The organism is Algoriphagus sediminis (assembly GCF_030403435.1).
Lineage (GTDB): Bacteria > Bacteroidota > Bacteroidia > Cytophagales > Cyclobacteriaceae > Algoriphagus > Algoriphagus sediminis.
Window position 1 is genome coordinate 276,368 of the sequence record NZ_JAUEPH010000004.1, and the last position, 22,701, is coordinate 299,068.

Sequence of the window (22,701 nt, forward strand, 5' to 3'; positions counted from 1 at the left end):
CTGGTCAAGATGACCGTGGTGAATGGCTCACGCTTTTCTCAAATCTCCAAATAAATTAATTGATCAATTCTTAACCCTAATCCCTAGGTAATCACAAAACAAGAAACAAAAATATACCTTCACCACTTATCAAAAACCTAAAACATATTGAAATAGGACTTGTTTTCACTGTGAAAATCCATAAAAAGAAAACGCACCGTGAAGGAGAAAAGAAACCTTTTAAGGACAGGTAGCCCCAGCATAGGATCAGCTATTTTTACCCTAATTTTTACCAGCCTAATCAACTTTAGCCTTCTCGCACAAAATGCAGAAGTCATTGGTAAACTTATAGATTCAAAAACCAAAGAACCTGTAAGCTATGCTCAGGTGGCTTTATTTAGTAACAACCCCGACAATGACCCTGAAGCTTTCACAGACACCCAGGATGATGGTAGTTTTCAGCTTTCGGTACCTGCTGGAAATTACAGCTTCAAGGCTTTTTTCATTGGATATGAAGATTTGAAAATTGAAAATATTCAAGCGAATGGACCAATTGATTTAGGAGAGTTGCTTTTTACCAGCGAGGAACAAAATCTAGAGGAGGTAGTGGTTCAAATTTCCAGATTACCCGTGAGAACCACACTCGAGGGACTTATCGTTACTCCAGACAATAATTTGGCAAATATCGGAGGAACACTGTTGGACATCCTTAGAAACACCCCTTCTGTGGCAGTGAATGAAGAAGGTGGAGTTTCCTTGAGAGGAAGCAGCAGCACTAACATCCTGATCAACGGAAGAAATTCATCTCTCACCCAAAACCTAGATCAGCTTCCGGCCTCTGTTGTAGAAGAAATTAAAATTATCAACAACCCTAATGCCCGTTATGATGCAGAAGCAGAGGGTGGAGTGATTGATATAGTTTTGAAAAAGGGAATTGAATTGGGAACACATGGAGGTGTAGAAGGCACGTATGGAACTCGAAACAGAAGTAATTTTGGAGCCAGGTTGAATCGACGTAACATTAAAATGAATGTTTATGCCGGATATAACCGTCGAAATTGGCAGGGTATCGGGGAACGTACAAATACACGGATCCTTTTCGAAGAGGATGAAGTATTAGATCAAGAAACCCAAAGTTCTGATCAGGACATAAGTAATAATTTAAACTTTGGTCTTGACTATTATTTTGGAAACAATACCCTGAGCTATGAAGGTGTGCTTCAGGTAAATGAAACCTGGGATGTCAACACTCTTTTTTCTGAGCAAGTCAGAGCTGGAGAAAGCTTTGACTACGTCAGAAGAAATAATGAAAATGAGCAGGACGATGGAATTGATAATGCTTTGATATTTGAGCATAGCTTTGCTGAAAAAGGGCATGTCTTCCGAGCTACCGCCAGCCACTCCTATCGTAACCAGTACAAGACTCAGAACATTGATATTTATAACAATACTTTAAATCCAATCCCTGAAAATTTAACCGGGCAGGAAAGAGCTTTTACCGATGAGGTAAGAAATATTACAGTTGTTCAAGCCGATTACATTCGACCTTTAGAAAAAGGCAAAGTAGAAATGGGGCTTAAGACTACGATCAGAGAATTCGACAATGATTTTATTTATCAAAGGTTAGATAATGAAAGTGGAGAGTTCGTCGCAGATCCCGGGGTAAGTAATCGATTCTTATACCAGGATCATATTCATGCGGCTTATGGTATTTACTCTAACTCAAGCAGCAAGTTGGAATATGGAGTAGGTCTTCGAGGGGAATTTACTCAGGTCGACACCTATCTTTTCAATACTGATGAAGAAAATAAGCAGCGATACTTCAACCTCTTCCCTAGCGTGCAGGCACTTTACAATATTAATGAAGTCCATGGCATAAAGGCTACCTACAGCCGTAGAATAGATCGTCCAAGGGCTTGGAGATTAAATCCATTTCCAAATATCACAGACAGCCTGAATGTAAGAAGAGGAAACCCGAACCTCATTCCTGAGATGATCAATTCCTTCGAATTAGGTCATATAGCGAACTTCAAAAAGGTAAGTCTTACCACGAATCTCTTTTTCCGAAGAGTAAATAATCAGATCGATTTTATCACGATTGTGGAAGATGGTGTTTCCATAAGGCAGCCAGATAATTTACTCTTTTCAGAGTCCTATGGGTTGGAATTCATTGGTACCTCTGAAGTAAATGAATGGTACTCTTTAAATGGAGGAGCCACATTTTCCAGAATAGTCGTAGATGCCTCAAACATTGGTGAGGAGTTTACCAATTCAGGCTTTACGTTTAACGCGAAGTTAAATCAGGATTTTAAGCTTCCTCTGGGAATTAATTTTCAGCTTTCAGCAAATTACGAATCACCTCAGATTCAAGCTCAGGGACAAAGCCTGGCGGTTTACTTTGTCGATACAAGTGTGCAAAAATCCTTTTTTGAAAATAGAGGAAGTGTCACACTATCAGTACGCGATATTTTTGACACAAGACGGTATGCAGGTAATGCTCTGACAGATACATTCTCTCAGGAGTCTTTTTCAAAAGACGAAACTAGAATTTTGCTGGTTTCAGCTCGATACAACTTCTAAAGCATCCTTTGGGGAAAATCAAATAGCCTCCAGGGCTCTCATTAACTTTTCTCTCACCTCGCCAGCCAATGGTTCGATCTTATCGTTTTTAACGGCAGACATTGCCGCTGCAGGATCCATAATTGACACTTCGAAGGAACCTGCACCTAACTCCCTCAAGGTAACATTACAAGGCAGTAAGGCGCCAATATGCGGTTCTGCTTGAATGACTTTATCGGCAAATACGGGATTGCACGCACCCAAAATCAAGTAAGGCGGATAATCCTTATCCAGCTTTTTCTTCATGGTGGCCTGAACATCAATTTCTGTGAGCACTCCGAAGCCTTCCTTCTTTAATTCAGCCTCCACTTTTGATCTTAGGCTATCCAGAGAATCTGATTGTACTTCTTTGGCCTGATAGTATTGCATAATGATATGGTTTAGAGTTTTGAGTTTAAATTTTAGATCAGATGGAATTTAAAAAAAACCTCATTTAGATTTAAAAAACCCTACAAAAATCAGGTTGTATAGACCATTGAGATATGAGGAATTCCGTCTTCATCATATGGTTCCCCTTCCTCCTGGAATCCTAGTGAAGCATAAAAAGCTTTGGCATAAACCTGTGCACTTAGGCGAATGTTCTTTGGTCCGAACTTTTCATGACAGGCTTGGATAGAAACTTTCATTAATTCTCTTCCCAAACCTGTACCTCGCACTTTTTCTGAGGTGATCACCCGACCTATAGAAATCTCTTTGTAGGACAAGCCCGGTGGAACCAAACGGCTACAACCCACTAGTTTATTTTCTTTATACATGAGTACATGAATGGATTGCTGGTCCTTATTGTCAAGGTCTTGATAAACACAGTCCTGTTCCACCACAAAGACCTCAGCACGGAGCCTTAATAGTTCATAAAGTTCATGTACGGTTAGCTCATCAAAAGCTTTAATAGAAAATGATAAATCCATGACTATCAGAAGCTTTTAAACTCCGCATTGAAAATTAATTCCTCTCCAGATTACCTGCTCATCAGAAATTTCACTTGGATCTATACTTACTCCGTCGAACGCTAAAAAGCCAATGGTATTTCCTTGGCAAGAGTATACTAGCTCTACCGAGTTACAATTCGGACAGCAATTTTTAACGATAAAGACATCTTCTCCTTGATACTTGCCTGAAGTGACATAGAAATACTGATTAAAATAGGATTCATCTAGCTCGGCTGTCAACTCATTTAACCAAGTAAGTTGTAAGACAGGATCAGTTACGCCACAGATTAACAGCGGCTCAGGGTCTTCCTCTCCACAGGAGAAGAAGGAAAGAAGGGTAATGGTGCAGGCAAAAAGGATAGCTTTTGATTTCATTAATGATGTCTGTTTAGATCGAGTTTTCGATTTGACCTCGAATCCAATCGTTTGGAATCATATCTATAGTCAAGTTTATTCTTTCCGAATTTCCTCTGTTAATAATCTTATGGGGATCATTTAGCTTTAGATACCAGCATTCACCAGGCTTCATTGGAACGACGTGTCCATTTAAGTAAAAGTCACATTCAGGATTGTTGGTAATTGGGATTGTCAACCGGATCATGGATTTTTCTTCCTCTAATGCCAAAGTAGGATCTGTATGCTCCTTAACCTCGGAATATGCTGATAATCTAAGGATTCGGACTAAATTGACTGTTGTGTTTTGTTTGAAATTTTCAATGACCTCACTGATATAATCCGACCCTTTAAGTAAATCAGTATCCAGCCAATCAGTCCAGGATCCATCGGCATAATCGCCCGAAGGTTCTGGGAAGGGCAGTTTCGGATCGACCAGATGTGCAGGAGCCCTTAGGGGCAAGGCATCATAATATTCGAAACCACTTAGCTTCATTTTTTGTACTTCCTCTAGTAATCGATCCGCATTAAACTCAAAGTGAAGCTTAACGCGATCCAGACCAATTGTTTTTGGGTATGTCAAAGAATCCATAAAGTATGAAAAATGAAGATTTTAACTTAAAAAACCTATTCTGAGTAAAGAACTGAGCTATAATAGAAAAGCCGCAATTCAAATTGCGGCATTTCTATTTACTTTTTCCCCACACGGGCCATATGGTTTTCTTTAATTATTCTTCTTAGAATTTTACCAACATTCGACTTAGGAAGTTCATCTGCAAAGTGCACTTCCTTGGGGACTTTATAATTCGTGAGGGAATCTTTACAATGTTCAATGATTTCTTCAGCCGTGAGAGATTCATTTGAGCGCACCACATAGGCCACTACTCGCTCAGTGGACTTCGGGTCAGGCATTCCAATCACTCCCACTTCGAGTACCCCTTTACACGAAGCCACTACATCCTCTACTTCATTTGGGTAAACATTAAAGCCTGATACCAGAATCATTTCCTTTTTACGATCCACAATCTTGAAGAATCCGTCCTTGTCCATTACTCCAATATCTCCTGACTTAAACCATTCTCCATGCATCACATTTGCAGTTTCCTCAGGTCGGTTCCAATATCCCCGCATCACCTGCGGCCCTTTGATCAAAATCTCTCCTCTTTCTCCCAGAGGTAAAGGATTTCCCTCGTCATCTGCGATCATGACCTCAGTGTTTGGTAGTGGAATTCCTATAGTTCCTATTCGCTCAGTTCCATCAATTGGGTTACAACAAGCGACTGGTGAGGTCTCGGTAAGTCCATAGCCTTCGGCCAAAGGAGTGCCAGTAACAACTTCCCATTTTTCAGCTGTTGCTTTTTGAACAGCCATTCCTCCTCCTACGGCTATTTTTAGTTTCGAGAAATCAAGTGAACCGAAATCGGGATTATTTAGCAGTCCATTGAAAAGTGTATTTACTCCGGTAAAGACAGTGAATTTATGCTTGGAAAGCTCCTTTACGAATCCAGGCATATCTCTTGGATTGGTAATCAAAACATTTTTCGCGCCGATTTTAAGCATTGCCAGACAGTTTACTGTCAAAGCAAAAATATGATACAAGGGAAGGGCGGTAATGACCACTTCTTCCTTCTCTTTCAACTTGGGCTTCATCCAGGCAGAAATCTGCTGCATGTTAGCCACAATATTTCCATGGGTCAGTTCGGCTCCCTTGGAAACTCCGGTGGTACCACCTGTATACTGTAAGTAGGCTGTATCCTGAAGTGTTAACTTTTCCTTCTTCAATGAACCTGAAGAACCTAGACTCAAGGCCTTTTTAAATGAATAGGCACCGGGGATAGAATAGGCAGGAACCATTTTCTTTACATATTTCACAACGAGGTTGACAATAGTGCCTTTAAGGCCACCCAATAAATCACCAAGCTCAGTGACGATAATGTGCTTGGCATTGATCTCGTTTTGAATTTTTTGAAGATTACTTGCGAAGTTCGCCACAATCACCACTGCATCTGCACCTGAGTCATTAAACTGATGTTTCATCTCCTTTGGTGTATACAGCGGGTTGGTATTTACCACGACCATTCCTGCCCGAAGAACCCCAAACATGGCTACTGGATATTGTAGGGTATTAGGCATCTGAATAGCCACCCGAGCTCCTTTTTTAAGACCTAACGTATTTTGAAGAAAAGACCCAAACTGGGCACTCATTTTATCCAGTTCATTGAAGGTGATACTTTTGCCCATGCATTCATATGCAGGCATATCACCATATTTTTTCACGCTCTCATCAAAAAGGTCACTGAGGCTATCATACGCCTCAATATCAACAGTTTTATCTACGGATTCAGGATAAAATTTAAGCCAAGGAAAATCTTTCATGGGTAGGTTATTTGGTATTAAAATCAGGTTTAATTACATATTTTAATTTGTTTTTGCAATCTAATCCTCACTTTAGGATTTTTCGGGCGATGAGCTCTTTCATGATTTCATTCGTTCCCGCATAGATTCGCTGAACTCTAGCATCCGCATACGCTCTGGCCACTCCATATTCCCACATGTATCCGTATCCGCCATGAAGTTGAACGCACTCATCTGCGACCTTACACTGAAGCTCTGTCATATTGTATTTGGCCGCTGAGGCCATTGCTGAATCCAGCTTGCCTTCATTATGCAGCATGACCAGATGATCGCTGTAAATTCTTCCCTGTTCCAAAGCTGCCATCATCTCCGCTAGCTTGAACCGTGTATTCTGAAATTCAGAAATACTTTTCTCAAAGGCTTTTCTTTCCTTCACATACTCAATGGTTGATTTCAGCATGTATTCACCCAATGCAACCGCCGCCAAAGCCACTACTAATCGCTCCTGAGCAAGTTCAGTCATAAGATATTTAAAACCCTCTCCTACTTTGCCCAGTACGTTCTCCTTAGGAACTTTGACATTGTCAAAGAAAAGCTCACAAGTGTCCTGTGCATGCAGTCCCACCTTTTCAAAAGGAACCCCTTTCTTAAATCCTGCCATATCCTTATCTACCAAAAGGAGACTGATGGCTTTGGAACTTCTCTTCTGTTCAGTTTTTACCGCCACCACCACTACGTCTGATAGATAGCCGTTGGTGATAAAGGTTTTGGAACCATTCACCACATAATGATCTCCCATATCCTCTGCGGAGGTTCTTATCCCTTGCAAATCACTTCCAGCACCTGGCTCTGTCATAGCAACAGCACCTATATATTCACCAGAAATCATTTTTGGAAGGTATTTTTCTTTGGCCCCTTGGGTGGCATAATGAAGAAGGTAAGGCATCACAATGTCACTGTGAAGTGGATAACCAATAGCTGGACCTGAACACCCACTTAGACCCAATTCTTCTATCAGAATAGCGGTAAACCTAAAATCATTTATTCCCATACCCCCGTATTCTTCCGGAGCTTGAATTCCTAAAAACCCATTCTCTCCGAGCTTTTTCCAGGATTCACGTGAAACCATTTTATTCTTTTCCCATTCAGCATTATGAGGTGTGATTTCTTTCTCGATAAAAGCTCTTACACTTTCTCTAAAAAGCTCATGGTCATCATTGTAGAGGGTTCTTGGTAGTCCAAACATTTACTTTAGTTTTTCAGGTTTATTCTATAAAATTAACCAACACGCCTTGAAATCGTTGATCAAAAGCCAAATTTTCTTTGGTTGGATGAGAGACCCTTTTATTCATAGTGTTACTTTCCTTGAGTGGTTTTGAGTATACTTGAAAATGCTTTTACCCTAAACTGAATGCACCTGTTAAACAAAAACCCAGAGTCCTTCATCAATTCACTATCCTTTCTCGATCCGGATGAGATAGCCATTTCTGCTGAAAAAGCAGGAGAAGGGAATATGAATGCAGTTTTCAGAATTCAGACGAATAAGAGAACCTTTATAGCGAAGCAATCCTTTCCTTTCGTACGGAAATATCCACAGATTTCAGCTCCCATAGAAAGAATAGACACAGAGTACCAGTATCTTAAACTAGTGGAGATTATTCCGGAGTTAAAGTCCTATTCCCCAAAAATTTTGGGCTACTTTCCCGAAAATTATTTGTTACTGCTTGAAGATTTTGGGCCTGGATCTGATTTCACGGAATATTACAAACAGTCAAAGCAAATCAAGGATCAAGTAATTGAAGAACTCATCGCTTACCTTAACCAACTTCATTCCCTGAAAGCCCCATTTTTCCCGGATAATATGAAAATGAGGGAGCTAAATCATGATCATATTTTCAGGTTTCCATTTGATGAGAATAATGGGCTGGATTTGGATTCAATCCTGCCTGGATTGCAAAAAGCTTCCTTACCCTTCAAAATGGATGAAAAACTTAAGTCAAGGGTAGCGTCCCTGGGTGAGAGATATCTATCAAAGGGGGATACTCTTTTGCATGGAGATTTTTATCCGGGTAGTTGGATCAGTACCGAATCTGGACTAAAAGTGATCGACCCTGAGTTTGGTTTCGTTGGAGACAGGGAGTTTGACCTTGGTATTTTTGTGGCACATCTGATTTTTTCAGGTTTAAATGAAAATGAAGCCTTGTCAAAGCTGGATAATTATAACCCTTCATTCGATTCGAGTCTAACACTTGCTTTTGCTGGTGTCGAGCTTTTAAGGAGACTTATCGGCATAGCTCAACTTCCTCTGGATTTAAGTCTGAAAGAAAGAGTGGAGCTTTTACAATTGGGGCGAAAAATGATTTTAGCATGAGAAGCTATTTGGTTCTTTTCACATGCATTTTCGTTTTTTGGTCCTGCGGACCAAAGCCAGAAAAAGAAAGGAAAGTGGAATTTACAGACACTTTTATAGATCAATATCAGCTTACCGAGAAGCAGCTTTATGACAAGGTCCTCGGAATGATCGTGGGTTCAGCTATCGGTGATGCCATGGGAGCACCTACAGAAATGTGGTCAAGACCTCAGATTCAGCAAGAATATGGCTTTGTTCAGAGTCTGGATTCAATGTACCGTAGCAGCTCTCCAGAAGGAACCTGGCATGATAGCCTTCCGGCAGGTGGCACCACGGACGACACCCGGTGGAAAATTTTGCTTTCAGAATTTCTTATCACTCAGGATACCAGTGCCTTGAAAGCAAATGATTTTGCCAAGTATATCGGAGAGGAATATCAGAGTTACCTAAAAGAACTTCAGCAAGTTAATTCTTCGGATTACGAGCCTTATAAACCTGTTCTATTAAAAATGGGCTGGCTTCAGGAATGGTCAAAAGTAAGTACAGCATTCATAAGTGAAGATGTGAGTGCTTATTCAGATGCATTGGGGAAGTTTTATGGTGGGGAAATGGTTTGTGCCGGACTTCTCTATTCTTCTTCTGTAGGGGCCTATTTTCCTGGAAATCCTTCAAAAGCCTATCAGGAAGCCTTTAAACTCAGTATTTATGACATTGGCTACGCCAAAGATGTCACTTCCATGGCAGCGGCCATGACATCCGCGGCTATGTCAGAAAATCCAAGTATAGAAAATCTAAAAGCTGCATTGGAGATTGATCCACGAGACTATTTTGATAGCCGATTAGTGGGTCGTTCGGCTTACGTATGGGTAAAAGAAGCAGCAAGGATTGATTCTGAATCACGAGGACTGGATAGTTTGAATTCGAGATTATCTCTTGAATCAGCTGAGCTGGCTTTTGCTTTTCAGGAGTTGGATAAAAGGCAACAAGACATGCCTTTTCATGCCGGTGAAATATTTCTTCAGACTCTTACAGGAATGTACTATGCTGATTTTGACTTTATGGGTACACTCACCTTCCTAACGAACTATGGACGAGATAATGATACTACGGGAGCTTTGGCTGGAGGCATTTTAGGAGCTTTTTACGGCTTTGAGGCTTTGCCTAAAAAAGAAAAGGAACTCGTCCTTTATACAGCCAAATCCAAGTTGAACCAGGATCTGGAGCAAACAGCAAAAGGTCTAACCGCTCATATGCTTGGAAAATAAAAAAGCCCCTGCTTCCAAAGAAACAAGGGCCTTCCAGGTTTGAGAGCTATTTACATGTGAATGTATTTAGTCCTTCCAAGAGCATCGTGTAGCTCGAAGTAGATTTCGTCAGCATCAACACCCTCTAGATAATAGTCCTTTCTGAATCCTTCCGGAGTATCGATAGTTTCTGAGTGAAGGACGCGATCATTGTTTTTATATCTGATCTTCACATCTACTCCTGGTTCCATTAGACCAATCACTGCTAGATTAACGGTGTTATCATCCAACTTCTTTCCATAGGCCATTAGTGGTAGTTCTTCTACGGGGATGGATCTATTAAAAGTGCTCACTGTGTAAAGTACACGCTCGTCATCTGTGGTAATTTCAACCTGGTATTCTCCACATGGCATATCTTCCATGTTGTAAGGAATGATAATATCGCTTCCTTTTTGTTTTACTTTTCTCTGATGAAGCTTCTTACCATTTTCGTCCATGATGGCGATTTTGGCTTCACCTACACCTTCTTTAAGAAGTACGTTTACTGTTTTGTAACGAGCCTTAACAGCGCTTAGCTCCATTAGGTCGTCATTGTTGTCATTTGCAAGGCTTGAAAAAGAGATAGCGCCTGCGAGTGCTAGAGTCATTAAAGTTTTCATAGTATGTTGGTTTAGTGTTCTGTCTTTTCTTATGCGATTGGCATACCAACATTCCCATAGCCCTAGAAAAAAAGTTTTCAGGTCAAGAAATTATTACCCGATTATTAATTGAAATCAAAATTATATTTGGCTAAATGTTAAAAAAGGGTGAAAAGCTGTTAAAAAGTCAAACATTTAACCGTTCGTTTGTCACGCATCCGAACAGTTTTGCCTTAAAACCTCAAAAAGGCAGGTTGCATTATATTGTATAGTTTAACAGAAAATAATTTTAATTTTTTTTTCATAATTATCTGGTATCGTTGGACTTGTGTCCAAAGCTGTACGCTTTTGTACAGGTCTTGTCCGTCAGCACACAAATATTTGATAAAAATCAAAATTCAAACGGTTGCATGAGCTGAGAAAAAATCTTCAATAAAGGAAAATGATGTTTTTTGGAAGTGCCCCGGCATTGGTTCTTCAGTTCATTCTTTTACTTTTTTGATGAGAAGCCTTTCTGATCACCCACTTAAAACTATCCGTTTTCTGAGCTTCATTACGCAGAAGATCTTTCTTCCTCGAGTGTTTTACTTCACTTCAAGCTTATCCTGATATCTATCAGTGGTAATTTAAATACAAGAGCTTAAAAGCTCGGATAGCTACTCCAAAAAATGTCGAACATAAAAAAAGGAGACCATTTCTGGTCTCCAATCATCGTGGTCTTTTTATTCCTTTGTTCTGAAGAATTAGAGGTGAATTACTCTCGTTCTTCCCAAAGCGTCAGTAAGGTGGAAATAAATATCTTCTGCCTCTACCCCATCAAAGCTGTAGTTTTTGCTAAATGCTTTTGGAGTTTCGATAGTTTCGGCATGAAGAACTCTATCATTTTCTTCATATCTGATTTCAACCTCAACACCTGGTTCCACGAGTCCGAACACTGATAGATTTACCTTATTATTATCCAATTTTTTACCATTGGCTTTCAATGGAAGCTCTTCTACTGGAATAGGTCTGTTAAAAGTATTAACTGTATAAGAGACGGACTCCTCGTCAGTAGTAATCTCTACCTGATACTCACCACATGGAAGGTCTTCCAGGTTATAAGGAATGACCTGATCCCTGTCGGCATCCTTCACCTTTCTCTGATGTAGCCTTTTTCCATTCATGTCGTAAATGGCAATTCGAGCTTCTCCTACATCCTCTTTTAAGAGCACATTAACTGTTTTGTAATTTGCCTTGGCACCGCTAAGAGCCATAAGGTCTTCGTTGTTTTCATTAGCAAGGCTAGACATTGATACGAAGCCTGCAAGTGCGATAGTGAATAAAGTTTTCATAATAATTTGTTGGTTTAAGTTTCTGTCCTCTCTTATTGCTATTGGCATACCAACAAATTTTTGGAGTGGCCAAAAAGTAAGACGATCCCTAATCTTTTTCTTGAAAGTGCAAGACCCAGATTTTTCTTAAAAAGCTATAAAACAGCCCTTTACAGCAAAAAATTGTTCGAAAAATGAGAATTTTCTCGTCCGATTGTCACGTAAGCGAACAAATCGATTCAAAAATGAGGAAAGAAAAAGTTGCCAGAGCGACCCATGATTTTCAACTTTTAACTTTAAATTTTTTCTATCCCTTTTTATTTAACCAGATGGGCCAAAAAAAACCTGTACGATTGTGTACAGGTTTGTTCCATTTAAGCACAGAGTTTTGATAAAAATCAAGAATTCTTCAGAGCATTTGAGATCTCCTTGACTCTGGATTTAATATCCATTGATTCAAAATCCAAATTAAGTGAGGTAGCTTCAAGGAAATCTGCAACAGCTCCCTGATGATCTGTGGATTTTCCTTCAGCCAAAGTAACATATCGCATTGTGGACCATAGGACAGTTTTCAATTGCTTCTCAGAATCATCAGTCATAATATACTCGACCACAATGGTATTATGATTATGCCAGATAACTCGACTGAAAATTCTAACCCACTCTCCTACCATGGCAGACCTTACATAGCTGATATTATGATTGTATACCACCCATGCGGCTTTGAAAGTTCGAATTAAATCAATGATTTCCAGCCCATACAGCTTTGGTACCTGATCTTCACGTGCATTGAAGAAGTAATCGAAGTACTTGGCATTATTTAAATGTCTTAAAGGATCACAGTCCTGAAACCGTATAACCACTCGGCTTTCCGTCTGTTTAGGGTAACTTTTCTTTGGATCGTAGTCAAACATATTTTATTCGATTTCCTGGCTGGTAATAATATTAATTCCTTTTGCGACCATTTTCTCAATGGCAAGTTGATCATCATTTTTATTTAGATTCACCGCTCTACTTCCATCTGTAATTAAAAATGTGTCAAACCCCAAATCTATGGAATCCAGAGCCGTAAACTTTACGCAATAGTCCAGTGCCAAGCCGACCACAAATACTCTTTGGACACCTATCTCCTTCAAATAGGTATTCAGCCCAGTATCGCCCCGTCTAGCATTATCAAAAAATCCAGAGTACGAATCGACATTCTCGTTCAATCCTTTTCGGAATATTTTGAGCCAGTTTTTTTGTTCCAACTGATCTGAGAATTCCGATCCAAAACTCCCCTGCACACAGTGAGTCGGCCAAAGAACCTGATCCAGACCATCCAACTGAATCATTTCTCCAATTTTCTTTCCTTCATGATTCGCTGCGAAACTCTTGTGTCCAGGAGGATGGAAATCCTGGGTAGCTACTATTTTTTGAAATTTAGACTGAAGCTTATTCACTATAGGAATAATTTGATCTCCTTCCTTTACAGCCAGCGAGCCACCGGGCAGGAAATCATTCTGAATATCCACCAGAAGTAATACGTCTTTTGCTTGGTCAATCTGCACCATTTTCTTCTTTTGATTTTAAGATAAGCTCCATTCTCAAGTGATGAAGGTTCTCTTCCAGGCCTACCGGATACAAATGAGGGTTCACCAATCTTTTATGTGTCTTATCAAAGGAATCCAATTGTTTTTTTGCTTTAACCTTTATCTCATCCAGACTCGGTAGTTTATATTTCTTCTTTCCTTTTTTAAATATTGGCTTAAGCAATTCCTCCTCCTGATAAAACGCAGGCATGATTCTCTTTCTTCGGGTTTGATCACTTGGATCAATAATCACCAAGCTACCTTTAGTATACTCCTGCCCTTCCAGATGGATCATATCAGCAACTGCTTTATCCTTGGAATAAAATCGTTTTACGGTATGATACCCAGGGATATTGATCTTCAGTGACTGCTGGGAAAGCTTAATCTTTGGTTCCCATTCTCCCTTAGAGTTTTTCAAAGCTGCCAGCTTATAGACAGCTCCAAGAGCCGGTTGGTCATATGCAGTGACTAGCTTTGTTCCTACTCCCCAAACACTAATGGACGCCTCCTGATTTTTTAAAGAGCTAATAATGTGCTCGTCTAGATCATTGGAGGCAACGATTTTGGCATCTGGAAATCCAGCTTTGTCAAGCAAGGTTCTCACTTCATTTGAGTAATAAGCTAAATCACCTGAATCCAAACGTACCCCGAGCATTTCCTTTCCTTTTTCACGTAGCTGAAGACCGACCTTTATGGCATTTTTCACTCCATTAATCGTGTCGTAGGTATCAATCAGAAAAGTAGTCTTATCCGGGAAGGCACCTGCATAAGCTTCAAATGCTTCCAGTTCACTTGGGAATGCCATGATCCAACTATGTGCGTGAGTTCCAGAAACAGGGATCCCAAATAGCTTTCCAGCCATTACATTACTGGTGGAGGAACAGCCTCCAATGTATGCTGCACGACTTGCTGCCAACGCACCATCAATTCCTTGTGCCCTTCTCAAGCCAAATTCCAGAACAGATTCGCCCTTTGCTGACAGGTTGATTCTGGCCGCTTTGGTGGCTATTAAAGTCTGGAAATTAATAAGGTTTAAAAGAGGAGTTTCCAGTAGTTGGCATTGAATAAGAGGGCCTTTAACCCTAATCATAGGTTCATTTGGAAATACAACAGTTCCTTCCTCCACCGCATCAATATCACAGCTGAAGTCCATTTCTTTCAAATAGTCCAAAAAGGCCTTGTCAAAGACTCTGGAACCATCCTGGTTTTTCATGGCCCCCAAATAGTTTAGATCTTCCTTAGAGAATTTAAAGTTGGAGCAAAAGTCTACCACATATTCCAACCCTGCGGCTAGCGTAAAACCTCCATTGAATGGGTGCTTCCGGAAAAAAAGATTAAAAACCGCTTCCTCCTCAGCCTTACCGGATTTCCAATAAGCGTAGGCCATGGTGAGCTGGTAATAATCCAATAGTAAAGTGAGCGAGCCTTGGTAAAGATCTTTAGTGATTTTCATAAGCATCAACTTTACTTCAAAATTAAGGGAGTAAAGGCGGCTTTCAGGATTTTTGGGTTCTTTTTTCGGTTTAACCCCTGACCTACTTTGTTTTTATGTTCAAAAGTATTCCCAATACCACAAGCCCCATTCCTATATAAGAGCCCAAAGTAAACGTCTCATCAAAGAAGATAAAACCAAAAATCAAGGCGTAAATCATCCCCAAATAAGTAAGGCTGGAAACCTTAGAAACATTTGCATTTTGATAAGCTACAGTCATAAAGTATTGGGCACTTTGGGTACAAACCCCAATCCATAATAATAGAACCCAATCCCAGCCTTCAGGGTTTACCCAATTGAAAAAACAAATTACGGTCGCGATCGGAAGAGTAACTAAAGGGAAGTAAAAAATAATTACCAGAGGATGCTCCGTATTCTTCAGCTTGCGGATAACGTTGTAAGCCAAACCAGAGAAAAGAGCCGAAGTAACCCCCACCCCTGCCCATATTAAATCCACTCTGGTATCAAAGCCCTGTACCACAATCACTCCCACAAATGCCATCCCAAAATAGAGGAATTGAATTGGCTTAACTTTTTCCCTAACCAGGAAAATCCCAAGGATGGTGGTGAAAATCGGAGATAAATACTGAATGGTCACAGCACTGGCAAGTGGAATGTTTTGAAGGGTGTAGAAAAAGGTAATGAGCCCAATGGAGCCTACTATTCCCCGGACCACCAGCAACTTTTTATTGTTACCAAAAACATTGATTTTTTGACTCCTCAGGTAAACCAAACTGAAAATCAAACTAAATATGGAGCGGAAGAAAATTATCTCTATAGCCGGAATGTGAGGCAGGAACTTTACAGAGACATTCATCAAGGCGAAAAATATCCCAGCCAAAATCATGGACTGTACACTTGAAAGCTTCAAACTTTTCAGAATTTGAGTTGTAAAGGCAAATTCAGGAAATAAAGTTTAAAATTCTGATTAAGAATTACAGATTTGAAACTTTTGTGGATTCACCCTGTTAGTGAAAATAAAAATTATGGCATTAGGCATAGGAGCAAAAGCCCCGGATTTCAAACTTCCATCCACTTCTGGAAAAAATCTTTCCAAATCAGAAGATTTAGACGGAAAACCCTTTATCCTTTACTTTTATCCAAAGGATTTTACTCCTGGCTGTACCGCAGAAGCTTGCGAGTTCCGTGATCAGTTTGAAGCTTTCCGTGATCTGGATATCCCTGTATTCGGTGTGAGTAGAGATAGCATAGATTCTCACTTAAAATTCAAGAAGCAACATAGATTACCATTTGAGCTTCTTTCTGATAGGGATGGAAAGATTTGTAAGGCGTATGATGCTTTGATTCCCTTAATCAAGATGCCAAAAAGAATTACTTACCTCATTAATGACAAGCATGAAGTCGCCGCAGTTTTTTCGGAAATGTTTGAGTCAAAAGGCCACATTGAAAGTATGTTGGCCTCTTTGAAAAGCTGATCAGACGATCAAACCGTCCTTCATGGTAACCTTTCTGTCAGAGAGATCTGCAAGTGAATCATTATGAGTGACGATGACAAAAGTCTGATTAAGCTCGTCGCGAAGGGTGAAAAACAGCTGATGAAGGGCTTCTGCATTTGAAGTATCGAGGTTTCCACTAGGCTCATCAGCCAAAACAACTTTTGGTGAATTGATCAAAGCCCTTGCCACTGCCACTCTTTGCTGTTCGCCCCCTGACATTTCTGATGGCTTGGCATCAAGGCGATGAGTTATTCCCAGAATCTCCGCAAGTTCTTTCACTCGCTTATTCAGCTCTCCCAAATCAGTTTTTCGGATAAGACCAGGAATCTGAATATTCTCAAATGCAGTAAATTCCGGAAGTAGATTGTGAAACTGAAAAATGAATCCCAACTCGGAATTCCTAAAATCTGCCAGTTTATCCTTTTTTAGTTTCCCCAATTCCAAACCATTCATCAGGACATTGCCGCTATCGGCCTTATCTAGTGTACCTAAAATATGGAGAAGCGTACTTTTTCCGGCACCTGAAGAGCCAACTATAGAAACCACCTCCTTTTCTCTAATTTCTAAATTTACACCTTTCAAGACATGAAGGTTTCCGTAAGATTTATGGATGTTTTTGGCTATCAGCATGCTGCGATTTTCTAAGAGGCCTTAAAATTAGAACAATTGATTTAAATCGAATCAAAAGCTCTTTTTTTTGGTAAAAAAGAAGATTACCCGGTTTGATAAATGAGGCATTGACCTTAACTTCGGGCAAAAATTTTGACAGGATGAATATTCACGAATATCAAGCAAAAGAAGTACTAAAAGGCTACGGCGTAAAAATCCAGGAAGGCATTGTTGCCGATACTCCTGAAGCGGCTCATGAGGCTGCCGTAAAATTAAATGCAGAAACAGGTACGTCTTGGTATGTGATAAAAGCCCAAATCCACGCAGGCGGTAGAGGAAAAGGAAAGATCAACGAAACCGGTTCTAATGGAGTAGTTTTGGCCAAAAGTCTTGATGATGTTTCTTCAAAGGCAAAAGATATTTTGGGTGGAACTTTGGTGACACACCAAACCGGTGCAGAAGGCAAAGTGGTAAATAAAGTTCTCATCGCTGAAGATGTGTACTATCCAGGTGAATCAGAGCCTAAGGAATACTATCTATCCATCCTTCTGGACAGAGCATCTGGCAGCAATGTGATCATGGCCTCAACTGAGGGTGGAATGGATATCGAGGAAGTAGCTGAAAAGACTCCTGAGAAAATCATTAAGGAGTGGATAGACCCTAAAGCAGGACTTCAGGGCTTCCAGGTAAGAAAGGTTGCCTTTAAGCTTGGCCTTACCGGCAAAGCTTTTAAAGAGATGACCAAATTCATAGCGGCTCTTTACAAAGCCTACGAAGCTACGGACTCTTCTCAATTTGAGATCAATCCAGTGTTAAAAACTTCTGATGATAAAATTTTGGCGGTGGATGCCAAAGTAAATCTTGATGACAATGCAATGTATAGGCATCCAGATCTTGCAGCTTTGAGAGATTTAGCTGAAGAAGATCCTTTGGAAGTCGAGGCTGGTGAATCAGGATTGAATTATGTGAAGCTGGATGGAAACGTTGGTTGTATGGTGAATGGAGCCGGACTTGCAATGGCTACCATGGATATGATCAAGCTTTCAGGTGGTGAACCTGCAAACTTCCTTGATGTAGGTGGCGGAGCAAATGCAACAACAGTTGAAGCCGGTTTTAGAATCATTCTTCAAGACCCAAATGTGAAAGCTATTCTTATCAACGTATTCGGTGGAATCGTAAGATGTGATAGAATCGCAAACGGTGTGGTGGAAGCTTATAAAACGATTGGAGATATTTCTGTGCCAATTATCGTAAGACTTCAGGGTACCAATGCAGAAGAAGGTGCTAAAATCATAGACGAGTCAGGGCTGAAAGTTCAATCCGCGATTACTCTAAAAGAAGCAGCTGAGAAAGTTCAAGCAGTTTTAAATAGCTAAAAATAAGCACGCGTAGTTCAACTGGATAGAATATCGGATTTCGGCTCCGAGGGTTGAGGGTTCGAATCCTTCCGCGTGTACAAAGTCCTGGTTTTGCCAGGGCTTTTTTTTTGCACTTTTCAAAGAGGCACAATAAAAAAGCAGGAGAAAATCTCCTGCCCTTTATTTGAAAACTAAACCAACTATTATTTAACTACCACAATGAATTCAAATATATTATAAATATTAAAGAATCAAAACCCCAAATAAAAAATTGTACTTTTTAATTATTCCTCAGGAAAGGTACTTCGCTTAAATGCAATGCCCAAAGCAAGTCCCTGGCTAAACTGAATAGCATTATCCTGATCTAAATCATAAATCATCAAACTCGTCAAAGAAACATTTATCAGATCAGAAACTTTGGCCGTTAAGGCCAGGTCCAAACGGTGATCTATTGCGTTGAAAGCGAAATTCTGGTAATTCGCATACATCTGGTATCGGGTCACGAAAGTCACGTTTTCTGATAATTTTTTATTCCAATCCAGAAGCAAACTGAACGCAGCTGCTTCAGTCCTTACGGTTTCGCCGATTTCCACCCCATAATTCTCAGGAACATTTAGATAGAGCTCTGTATCGGTCACAAAGGTCCATCTCGGGGAGAAAGGAGATATCCTCAGGCTAAACTCGTCATTTGGTTTGTATTCAACCCCTATCGCTGTCGTCAAATAAGCCGGATTCATAAACTTGGAAATCAACGTTCGATCGTTATCAGAGAAGTCATATCCAGGAGCAAACTGAGAAAGAAAATTAAGTGATACGAAATAATTCCATTTTGAATTGATTGCAAGACCGACCTTGCTGTCTAAAAATATTCGGTCATTGGATTTCCGTACATCCTCTCCTTGGTTACGAACCACACCATAAAGTAAGTCAAGGGTATTATCCCAGCTCCACTTATCTTTTTTGTAGTTTCTTCTAGCGAAAAAATAGGTGCCTAAGGCGATAGAGTTCACACCACCACCGGTCCAGTTTCCACTAAATGAGGCTTGATTTAAATTAATACCTCCAGAGGTTTCCTTAAGCCAATAAGTGGTATCCTGTTTGGTTTCTTCAGCTGTGACTTCATCCTGAGCCTGTACTGCAAAAAGGACAACTAATGATAAAAATGCGGTTGTAAAGAGTCTTTTCATAATTTATCTAAAATTTCAAGCCACAAATATTAAAAATAGACGGAAAAAATTGTCTGATTTCTAGAGATTTATCCATAAAAAAAGGAGGCCGAGGCCTCCTTTCAAGCAATTATTAATCTCTTAAGTGTCAATTTTAGCGTATTTCGCATTTTTCTCTATGAACTCACGACGTGGAGCCACATCATCTCCCATAAGCATACTGAATAAATGATCTGCCTCTGCAGCAGAATCTATGGTCACCTGCTTTATGGTTCTGAACTCAGGGTCCATAGTGGTAGTCCATAGCTGCTCAGGGTTCATTTCTCCAAGACCCTTATATCGCTGAATACCAACGCTCTCTTCTTTACCGTCTTTGGCCATTTCTTTCACCAAAGCCGCTCTTTCTTCTTCAGTCCAACAATAGCGCTCATCCTTTCCTTTTTTCAATAAATAAAGGGGTGGAAGCGCAATGTAGATATAGCCTTTTTCGATTAGGTTCCTCATATACCTGAAGAACAAGGTTAAAATCAAGGTACGGATGTGCGAACCATCGATATCAGCATCCGTCATGATGATAATTTTATGGTATCTGAGACCTTCCAGATTCAATTCTTTATCATCCTCTTCTGTACCGAACTTGACTCCGAGTGCAGTTAAGATATTTTTGATTTCATCGTTATCGTAGATTTTGTGCTCCTGAGCTTTTTCTACATTAAGAATTTTACCCTTTAGTGGAAGAATAGCCTGGAAATCTCTATCCCTTCCCTGCTTTGCGGAGCCACCTGCAGAATCACCCTCCACAAGGTATAATTCGCAAACGGATGGATCACTATTAGCACAGTCAGCTAGCTTACCTGGAAGTCCACCACCTCCGAGTACATTCTTCCTTTGAACCATTTCTCTGGCCTTCCTGGCGGCATGTCTGGCCTGTGCGGCCAAAATCACCTTACCGACAATAGTCTTCGCTGATCTTGGGTTCTCTTCAAGCCAATGCTGCAGAGTTTCCGAAACGGCTGAATCCACTGCACCAGAAACCTCAGAGTTACCAAGTTTGGTTTTGGTTTGACCCTCAAACTGAGGTTCAGCGACTTTGACCGAAATAACTGCAGTCAGACCTTCTCTAAAGTCATCACCAGAAATATCGATCTTCACCTTATCCAGCATTCCGGATTTATCGGCATAAGACTTTAAAGTTCTGGTTAGTGCTCTTCTGAACCCGGTCACATGCGTACCGCCTTCATAAGTATTGATCGTGTTTACGTAGGAGACTACATTTTCTGAAAAGGAATTATTATAGCTCATCGCAACTTGAACGGGCACCTCCCCATCATTCGACTCAATGTAAATTGGAGCTTCAATAATTTTTTCTCTGCCAGCGTCCAGATAATCAACGAATTCAATAAGACCTCCTTCAGAGAAAAATTCATCAGACTTGAAACTTCCGTCATCTTCTTTTTCCCGAAGATCTTTCAAATGGATTCGAATACCCGCATTCAAAAAAGCCATTTCTCTTAGCCTATTGGCAACGGTCTCGTACTTATACTCTGTGACCGTAAAAATACTGTCATCAGGCTTAAAGTGGATGGTGGTACCTCTGCGATCGGTTTTACCTACTTCTTTGGCAGGATATTGTGGTACACCAATTTTAAATTCTTGTTCGGTAATTACACCATTTCTGTAAACAGTTGCCTTCAAGTCAGTGGACAAGGCATTAACACAAGAAACACCAACTCCGTGAAGTCCACCTGAAACCTTGTATGTGTCTTTATCAAATTTACCACCGGCATGAAGAACGGTCAAAACTACCTCCAAAGCAGATCGTTTTTCTTTCTCATGCATATCGGTAGGAATACCTCTTCCGTTATCCTCTACTGTTATGGAATTGTCTTCATGGATGGTAACTCTTATGGTGTCACAGTGACCGGCAAGTGCCTCATCTATGGAGTTATCTACCACCTCCCAAATCAGGTGGTGAAGCCCTTTCACACCAATGTCTCCGATGTACATGGCAGGACGTTTTCTTACCGCTTCAAGACCTTCTAGTACTTGAATATTACCAGCTCCGTAGTCTGCTGGATTTTTTGCTTTTTCTTCGCTCATAAGTTTAAGAAAAATGCCTTAATAATGGCTTTCAAAGGTGATTTTTTGACATTTGAATTACTATGCAAGATAAGCAAAAAAAGTCAGTAGATCGATAAAATTCAAACGAGATAAACCTCATTTATTGGATTATGAGTTTGGCTATTTTTTCAAAATTTTCTTTTGTTTTTGCAAAATTCAATGAAATGAAAGAAGATTTTCATTTACAATAACACGGGGTTCAAATGCCATAAATACCCATTGAAACCGTTTTGTTTAATTATGAGGCTTTTTGGTTAAACAAATTATATTCTGTTTCTCTTATCAGTGTAGTATCCAAACTAATAACTAAAATATTATGAACTTTACCATCGCTGCTGATCTAGTCAATCTTGACAGGATCATTAATGCTGACCCGATCGCCATTACCTTCTTTATTGGGTACATGGCCATGTTTGCATCCGCTGTCTTTTTCTTTGTAGAAAGAGGTTCAGTGGAAGGGAAATGGAAGATGTCGCTACTTGTGTCAGGTTTGATAACAGGTATTGCTGCAGTCCATTATTACTATATGAGAGATTTTTACCTGGCTACAGGTGAAAGCCCTACTGCCTTCAGATATGTTGACTGGACACTTACTGTGCCTTTGATGTGTGTGGAGTTTTACTTACTTACAAAGCCATTTGGTGCGAAGGGATCAACTCTGTTTAAATTGATTCTTGCCTCTTTAGTAATGCTAGTAACCGGTTTTATCGGCGAAACATCAGGAATCGAGAGCAACGTAATGTGGGGAATCCTTTCAACAGTGGGTTACTTGTACATCGTTTATGAAGTGTTTGCTGGAGATGTGGCAAAACTTGCTAAGGCGTCAAACAGTGAAGCCCTAGGACGAGCGATGTTCCTTCTAAAGATCTTTATTACTCTAGGATGGTCTATTTATCCAATTGGTTACATGGTACTGCCTGGAAACCTTCTTTCTGGAGCGTTTGAAGTAAGTTCAATTGACTTATTCTATAACCTTGCAGATGCTATCAATAAGATTGGATTTGGACTGGTAATTTATTCAGTAGCTATCGCTGAAACCGCTAAGGCTAAAGCCGCCAAAGCTTAATCAACCAAAATTTAAGAGCCGTTCTCTCTGAGAACGGCTCTATC

At 40.2% G+C, this 22,701-nt stretch carries 21 protein-coding genes and 1 tRNA gene; 7 read left to right on the forward strand and 15 right to left on the reverse strand.

The window, feature by feature from the left end; all coding sequences use genetic code 11:
- Positions 1-198: 198 nt before the first annotated feature.
- Positions 199-2,559 (forward strand): TonB-dependent receptor, encoded by a 2,361-nt coding sequence (locus tag QVH07_RS10540; protein ID WP_290000228.1) that lies wholly within the window; start codon positions 199-201, stop codon positions 2,557-2,559.
- Positions 2,560-2,577: 18 nt separating this feature from the next.
- On the opposite strand, the gene QVH07_RS10545 is transcribed toward QVH07_RS10540, so the two are convergent.
- The 6 genes from QVH07_RS10545 to QVH07_RS10570 form a co-directional block, all read right to left on the reverse strand.
- Positions 2,578-2,967 (reverse strand): DUF302 domain-containing protein, encoded by a 390-nt coding sequence (locus QVH07_RS10545; protein ID WP_290000230.1) that lies wholly within the window; start codon positions 2,965-2,967, stop codon positions 2,578-2,580.
- An 89-nt stretch (positions 2,968-3,056) separates the two neighbouring features.
- Positions 3,057-3,506 carry a GNAT family N-acetyltransferase gene (locus QVH07_RS10550; RefSeq protein WP_290000231.1) on the reverse strand — a complete coding sequence of 150 codons (450 nt, stop codon included), beginning with the start codon at positions 3,504-3,506 and terminating at the stop codon, positions 3,057-3,059.
- 15 nt (positions 3,507-3,521) lie between these two features.
- Positions 3,522-3,902 carry a hypothetical protein gene (locus tag QVH07_RS10555; protein ID WP_290000232.1) on the reverse strand — a complete coding sequence of 127 codons (381 nt, stop codon included), beginning with the start codon at positions 3,900-3,902 and terminating at the stop codon, positions 3,522-3,524.
- 13 nt (positions 3,903-3,915) lie between these two features.
- The gene (locus QVH07_RS10560; RefSeq protein ID WP_290000233.1) at positions 3,916-4,512 is read right to left on the reverse strand and encodes an aspartyl/asparaginyl beta-hydroxylase domain-containing protein; all 597 of its coding nucleotides are present in this window, start codon (positions 4,510-4,512) and stop codon (positions 3,916-3,918) included.
- A 98-nt stretch (positions 4,513-4,610) separates the two neighbouring features.
- Positions 4,611-6,296 carry an AMP-binding protein gene (locus QVH07_RS10565; protein WP_290000234.1) on the reverse strand — a complete coding sequence of 562 codons (1,686 nt, stop codon included), beginning with the start codon at positions 6,294-6,296 and terminating at the stop codon, positions 4,611-4,613.
- 67 nt (positions 6,297-6,363) lie between these two features.
- Positions 6,364-7,521, reverse strand: a complete 1,158-nt coding sequence (locus QVH07_RS10570; RefSeq protein WP_290000235.1) for an acyl-CoA dehydrogenase family protein — start codon at positions 7,519-7,521, stop codon at positions 6,364-6,366.
- Positions 7,522-7,686: 165 nt separating this feature from the next.
- Here QVH07_RS10570 and QVH07_RS10575 point away from each other — a divergent pair, with 165 nt between their 5' ends.
- Both QVH07_RS10575 and QVH07_RS10580 read left to right on the forward strand, forming a co-directional pair.
- A complete protein-coding gene (locus QVH07_RS10575) occupies positions 7,687-8,646 on the forward strand; it encodes a phosphotransferase (protein ID WP_290000236.1) in 960 nt (319 codons plus the stop codon).
- A complete protein-coding gene (locus tag QVH07_RS10580) occupies positions 8,643-9,890 on the forward strand; it encodes an ADP-ribosylglycohydrolase family protein (protein WP_290000237.1) in 1,248 nt (415 codons plus the stop codon). The genes QVH07_RS10575 and QVH07_RS10580 overlap by 4 nt, the downstream gene beginning before the upstream one ends.
- Positions 9,891-9,940: 50 nt before the next feature.
- Here QVH07_RS10580 and QVH07_RS10585 read toward each other — a convergent pair whose 3' ends face one another.
- The 6 genes from QVH07_RS10585 to QVH07_RS10610 form a co-directional block, all read right to left on the reverse strand.
- Positions 9,941-10,528, reverse strand: coding sequence for a hypothetical protein (locus tag QVH07_RS10585; protein ID WP_290000238.1), 588 nt, complete (start codon positions 10,526-10,528; stop codon positions 9,941-9,943).
- A gap of 722 nt (positions 10,529-11,250) precedes the next feature.
- On the reverse strand, positions 11,251-11,838 hold the full coding sequence (locus QVH07_RS10590) for a T9SS type A sorting domain-containing protein (protein WP_290000239.1): 588 nt from the start codon (positions 11,836-11,838) through the stop codon (positions 11,251-11,253).
- Positions 11,839-12,215: 377 nt separating this feature from the next.
- Entirely contained in the window at positions 12,216-12,731 is a 516-nt protein-coding gene (locus QVH07_RS10595; protein WP_290000240.1) for an acyl-CoA thioesterase, read from the reverse strand.
- Between the two features lie 3 nt (positions 12,732-12,734).
- Complete coding sequence (pncA, locus tag QVH07_RS10600; RefSeq protein WP_290000241.1) at positions 12,735-13,370, reverse strand: bifunctional nicotinamidase/pyrazinamidase; 636 nt, start codon at positions 13,368-13,370, stop codon at positions 12,735-12,737.
- Positions 13,357-14,841: a nicotinate phosphoribosyltransferase gene (locus tag QVH07_RS10605; protein ID WP_290000242.1), complete on the reverse strand. Its 1,485-nt coding sequence runs from the start codon at positions 14,839-14,841 to the stop codon at positions 13,357-13,359. The genes pncA and QVH07_RS10605 overlap by 14 nt, the downstream gene beginning before the upstream one ends.
- 82 nt (positions 14,842-14,923) lie before the next feature.
- A complete protein-coding gene (locus QVH07_RS10610) occupies positions 14,924-15,727 on the reverse strand; it encodes a DMT family transporter (RefSeq protein WP_290000577.1) in 804 nt (267 codons plus the stop codon).
- A gap of 139 nt (positions 15,728-15,866) precedes the next feature.
- On the opposite strand from QVH07_RS10610, the gene QVH07_RS10615 reads away from it, so the two are divergent.
- Positions 15,867-16,316 (forward strand): peroxiredoxin, encoded by a 450-nt coding sequence (locus QVH07_RS10615; RefSeq protein ID WP_290000244.1) that lies wholly within the window; start codon positions 15,867-15,869, stop codon positions 16,314-16,316.
- On the opposite strand, the gene QVH07_RS10620 is transcribed toward QVH07_RS10615, so the two are convergent.
- Complete coding sequence (locus tag QVH07_RS10620) at positions 16,317-16,967, reverse strand: ABC transporter ATP-binding protein (RefSeq protein WP_290000246.1); 651 nt, start codon at positions 16,965-16,967, stop codon at positions 16,317-16,319. It lies immediately after the preceding gene.
- A 140-nt stretch (positions 16,968-17,107) separates the two neighbouring features.
- On the opposite strand from QVH07_RS10620, the gene sucC reads away from it, so the two are divergent.
- A complete protein-coding gene (gene sucC / locus QVH07_RS10625) occupies positions 17,108-18,322 on the forward strand; it encodes an ADP-forming succinate--CoA ligase subunit beta (RefSeq protein WP_290000247.1) in 1,215 nt (404 codons plus the stop codon).
- Positions 18,323-18,328: 6 nt separating this feature from the next.
- Positions 18,329-18,402: transfer RNA gene (locus QVH07_RS10630), tRNA-Arg, on the forward strand.
- 186 nt (positions 18,403-18,588) lie between these two features.
- Here QVH07_RS10630 and QVH07_RS10635 read toward each other — a convergent pair.
- Both QVH07_RS10635 and gyrB read right to left on the reverse strand, forming a co-directional pair.
- Positions 18,589-19,491, reverse strand: a complete 903-nt coding sequence (locus QVH07_RS10635; protein ID WP_290000248.1) for a DUF3078 domain-containing protein — start codon at positions 19,489-19,491, stop codon at positions 18,589-18,591.
- 120 nt (positions 19,492-19,611) lie between these two features.
- Positions 19,612-21,570, reverse strand: a complete 1,959-nt coding sequence (gene gyrB / locus QVH07_RS10640; RefSeq protein WP_290000249.1) for a DNA topoisomerase (ATP-hydrolyzing) subunit B — start codon at positions 21,568-21,570, stop codon at positions 19,612-19,614.
- A gap of 337 nt (positions 21,571-21,907) precedes the next feature.
- Here gyrB and QVH07_RS10645 point away from each other — a divergent pair, with 337 nt between their 5' ends.
- Positions 21,908-22,657 carry a bacteriorhodopsin gene (locus QVH07_RS10645; protein WP_290000251.1) on the forward strand — a complete coding sequence of 250 codons (750 nt, stop codon included), beginning with the start codon at positions 21,908-21,910 and terminating at the stop codon, positions 22,655-22,657.
- Positions 22,658-22,701 lie beyond the last annotated feature (44 nt).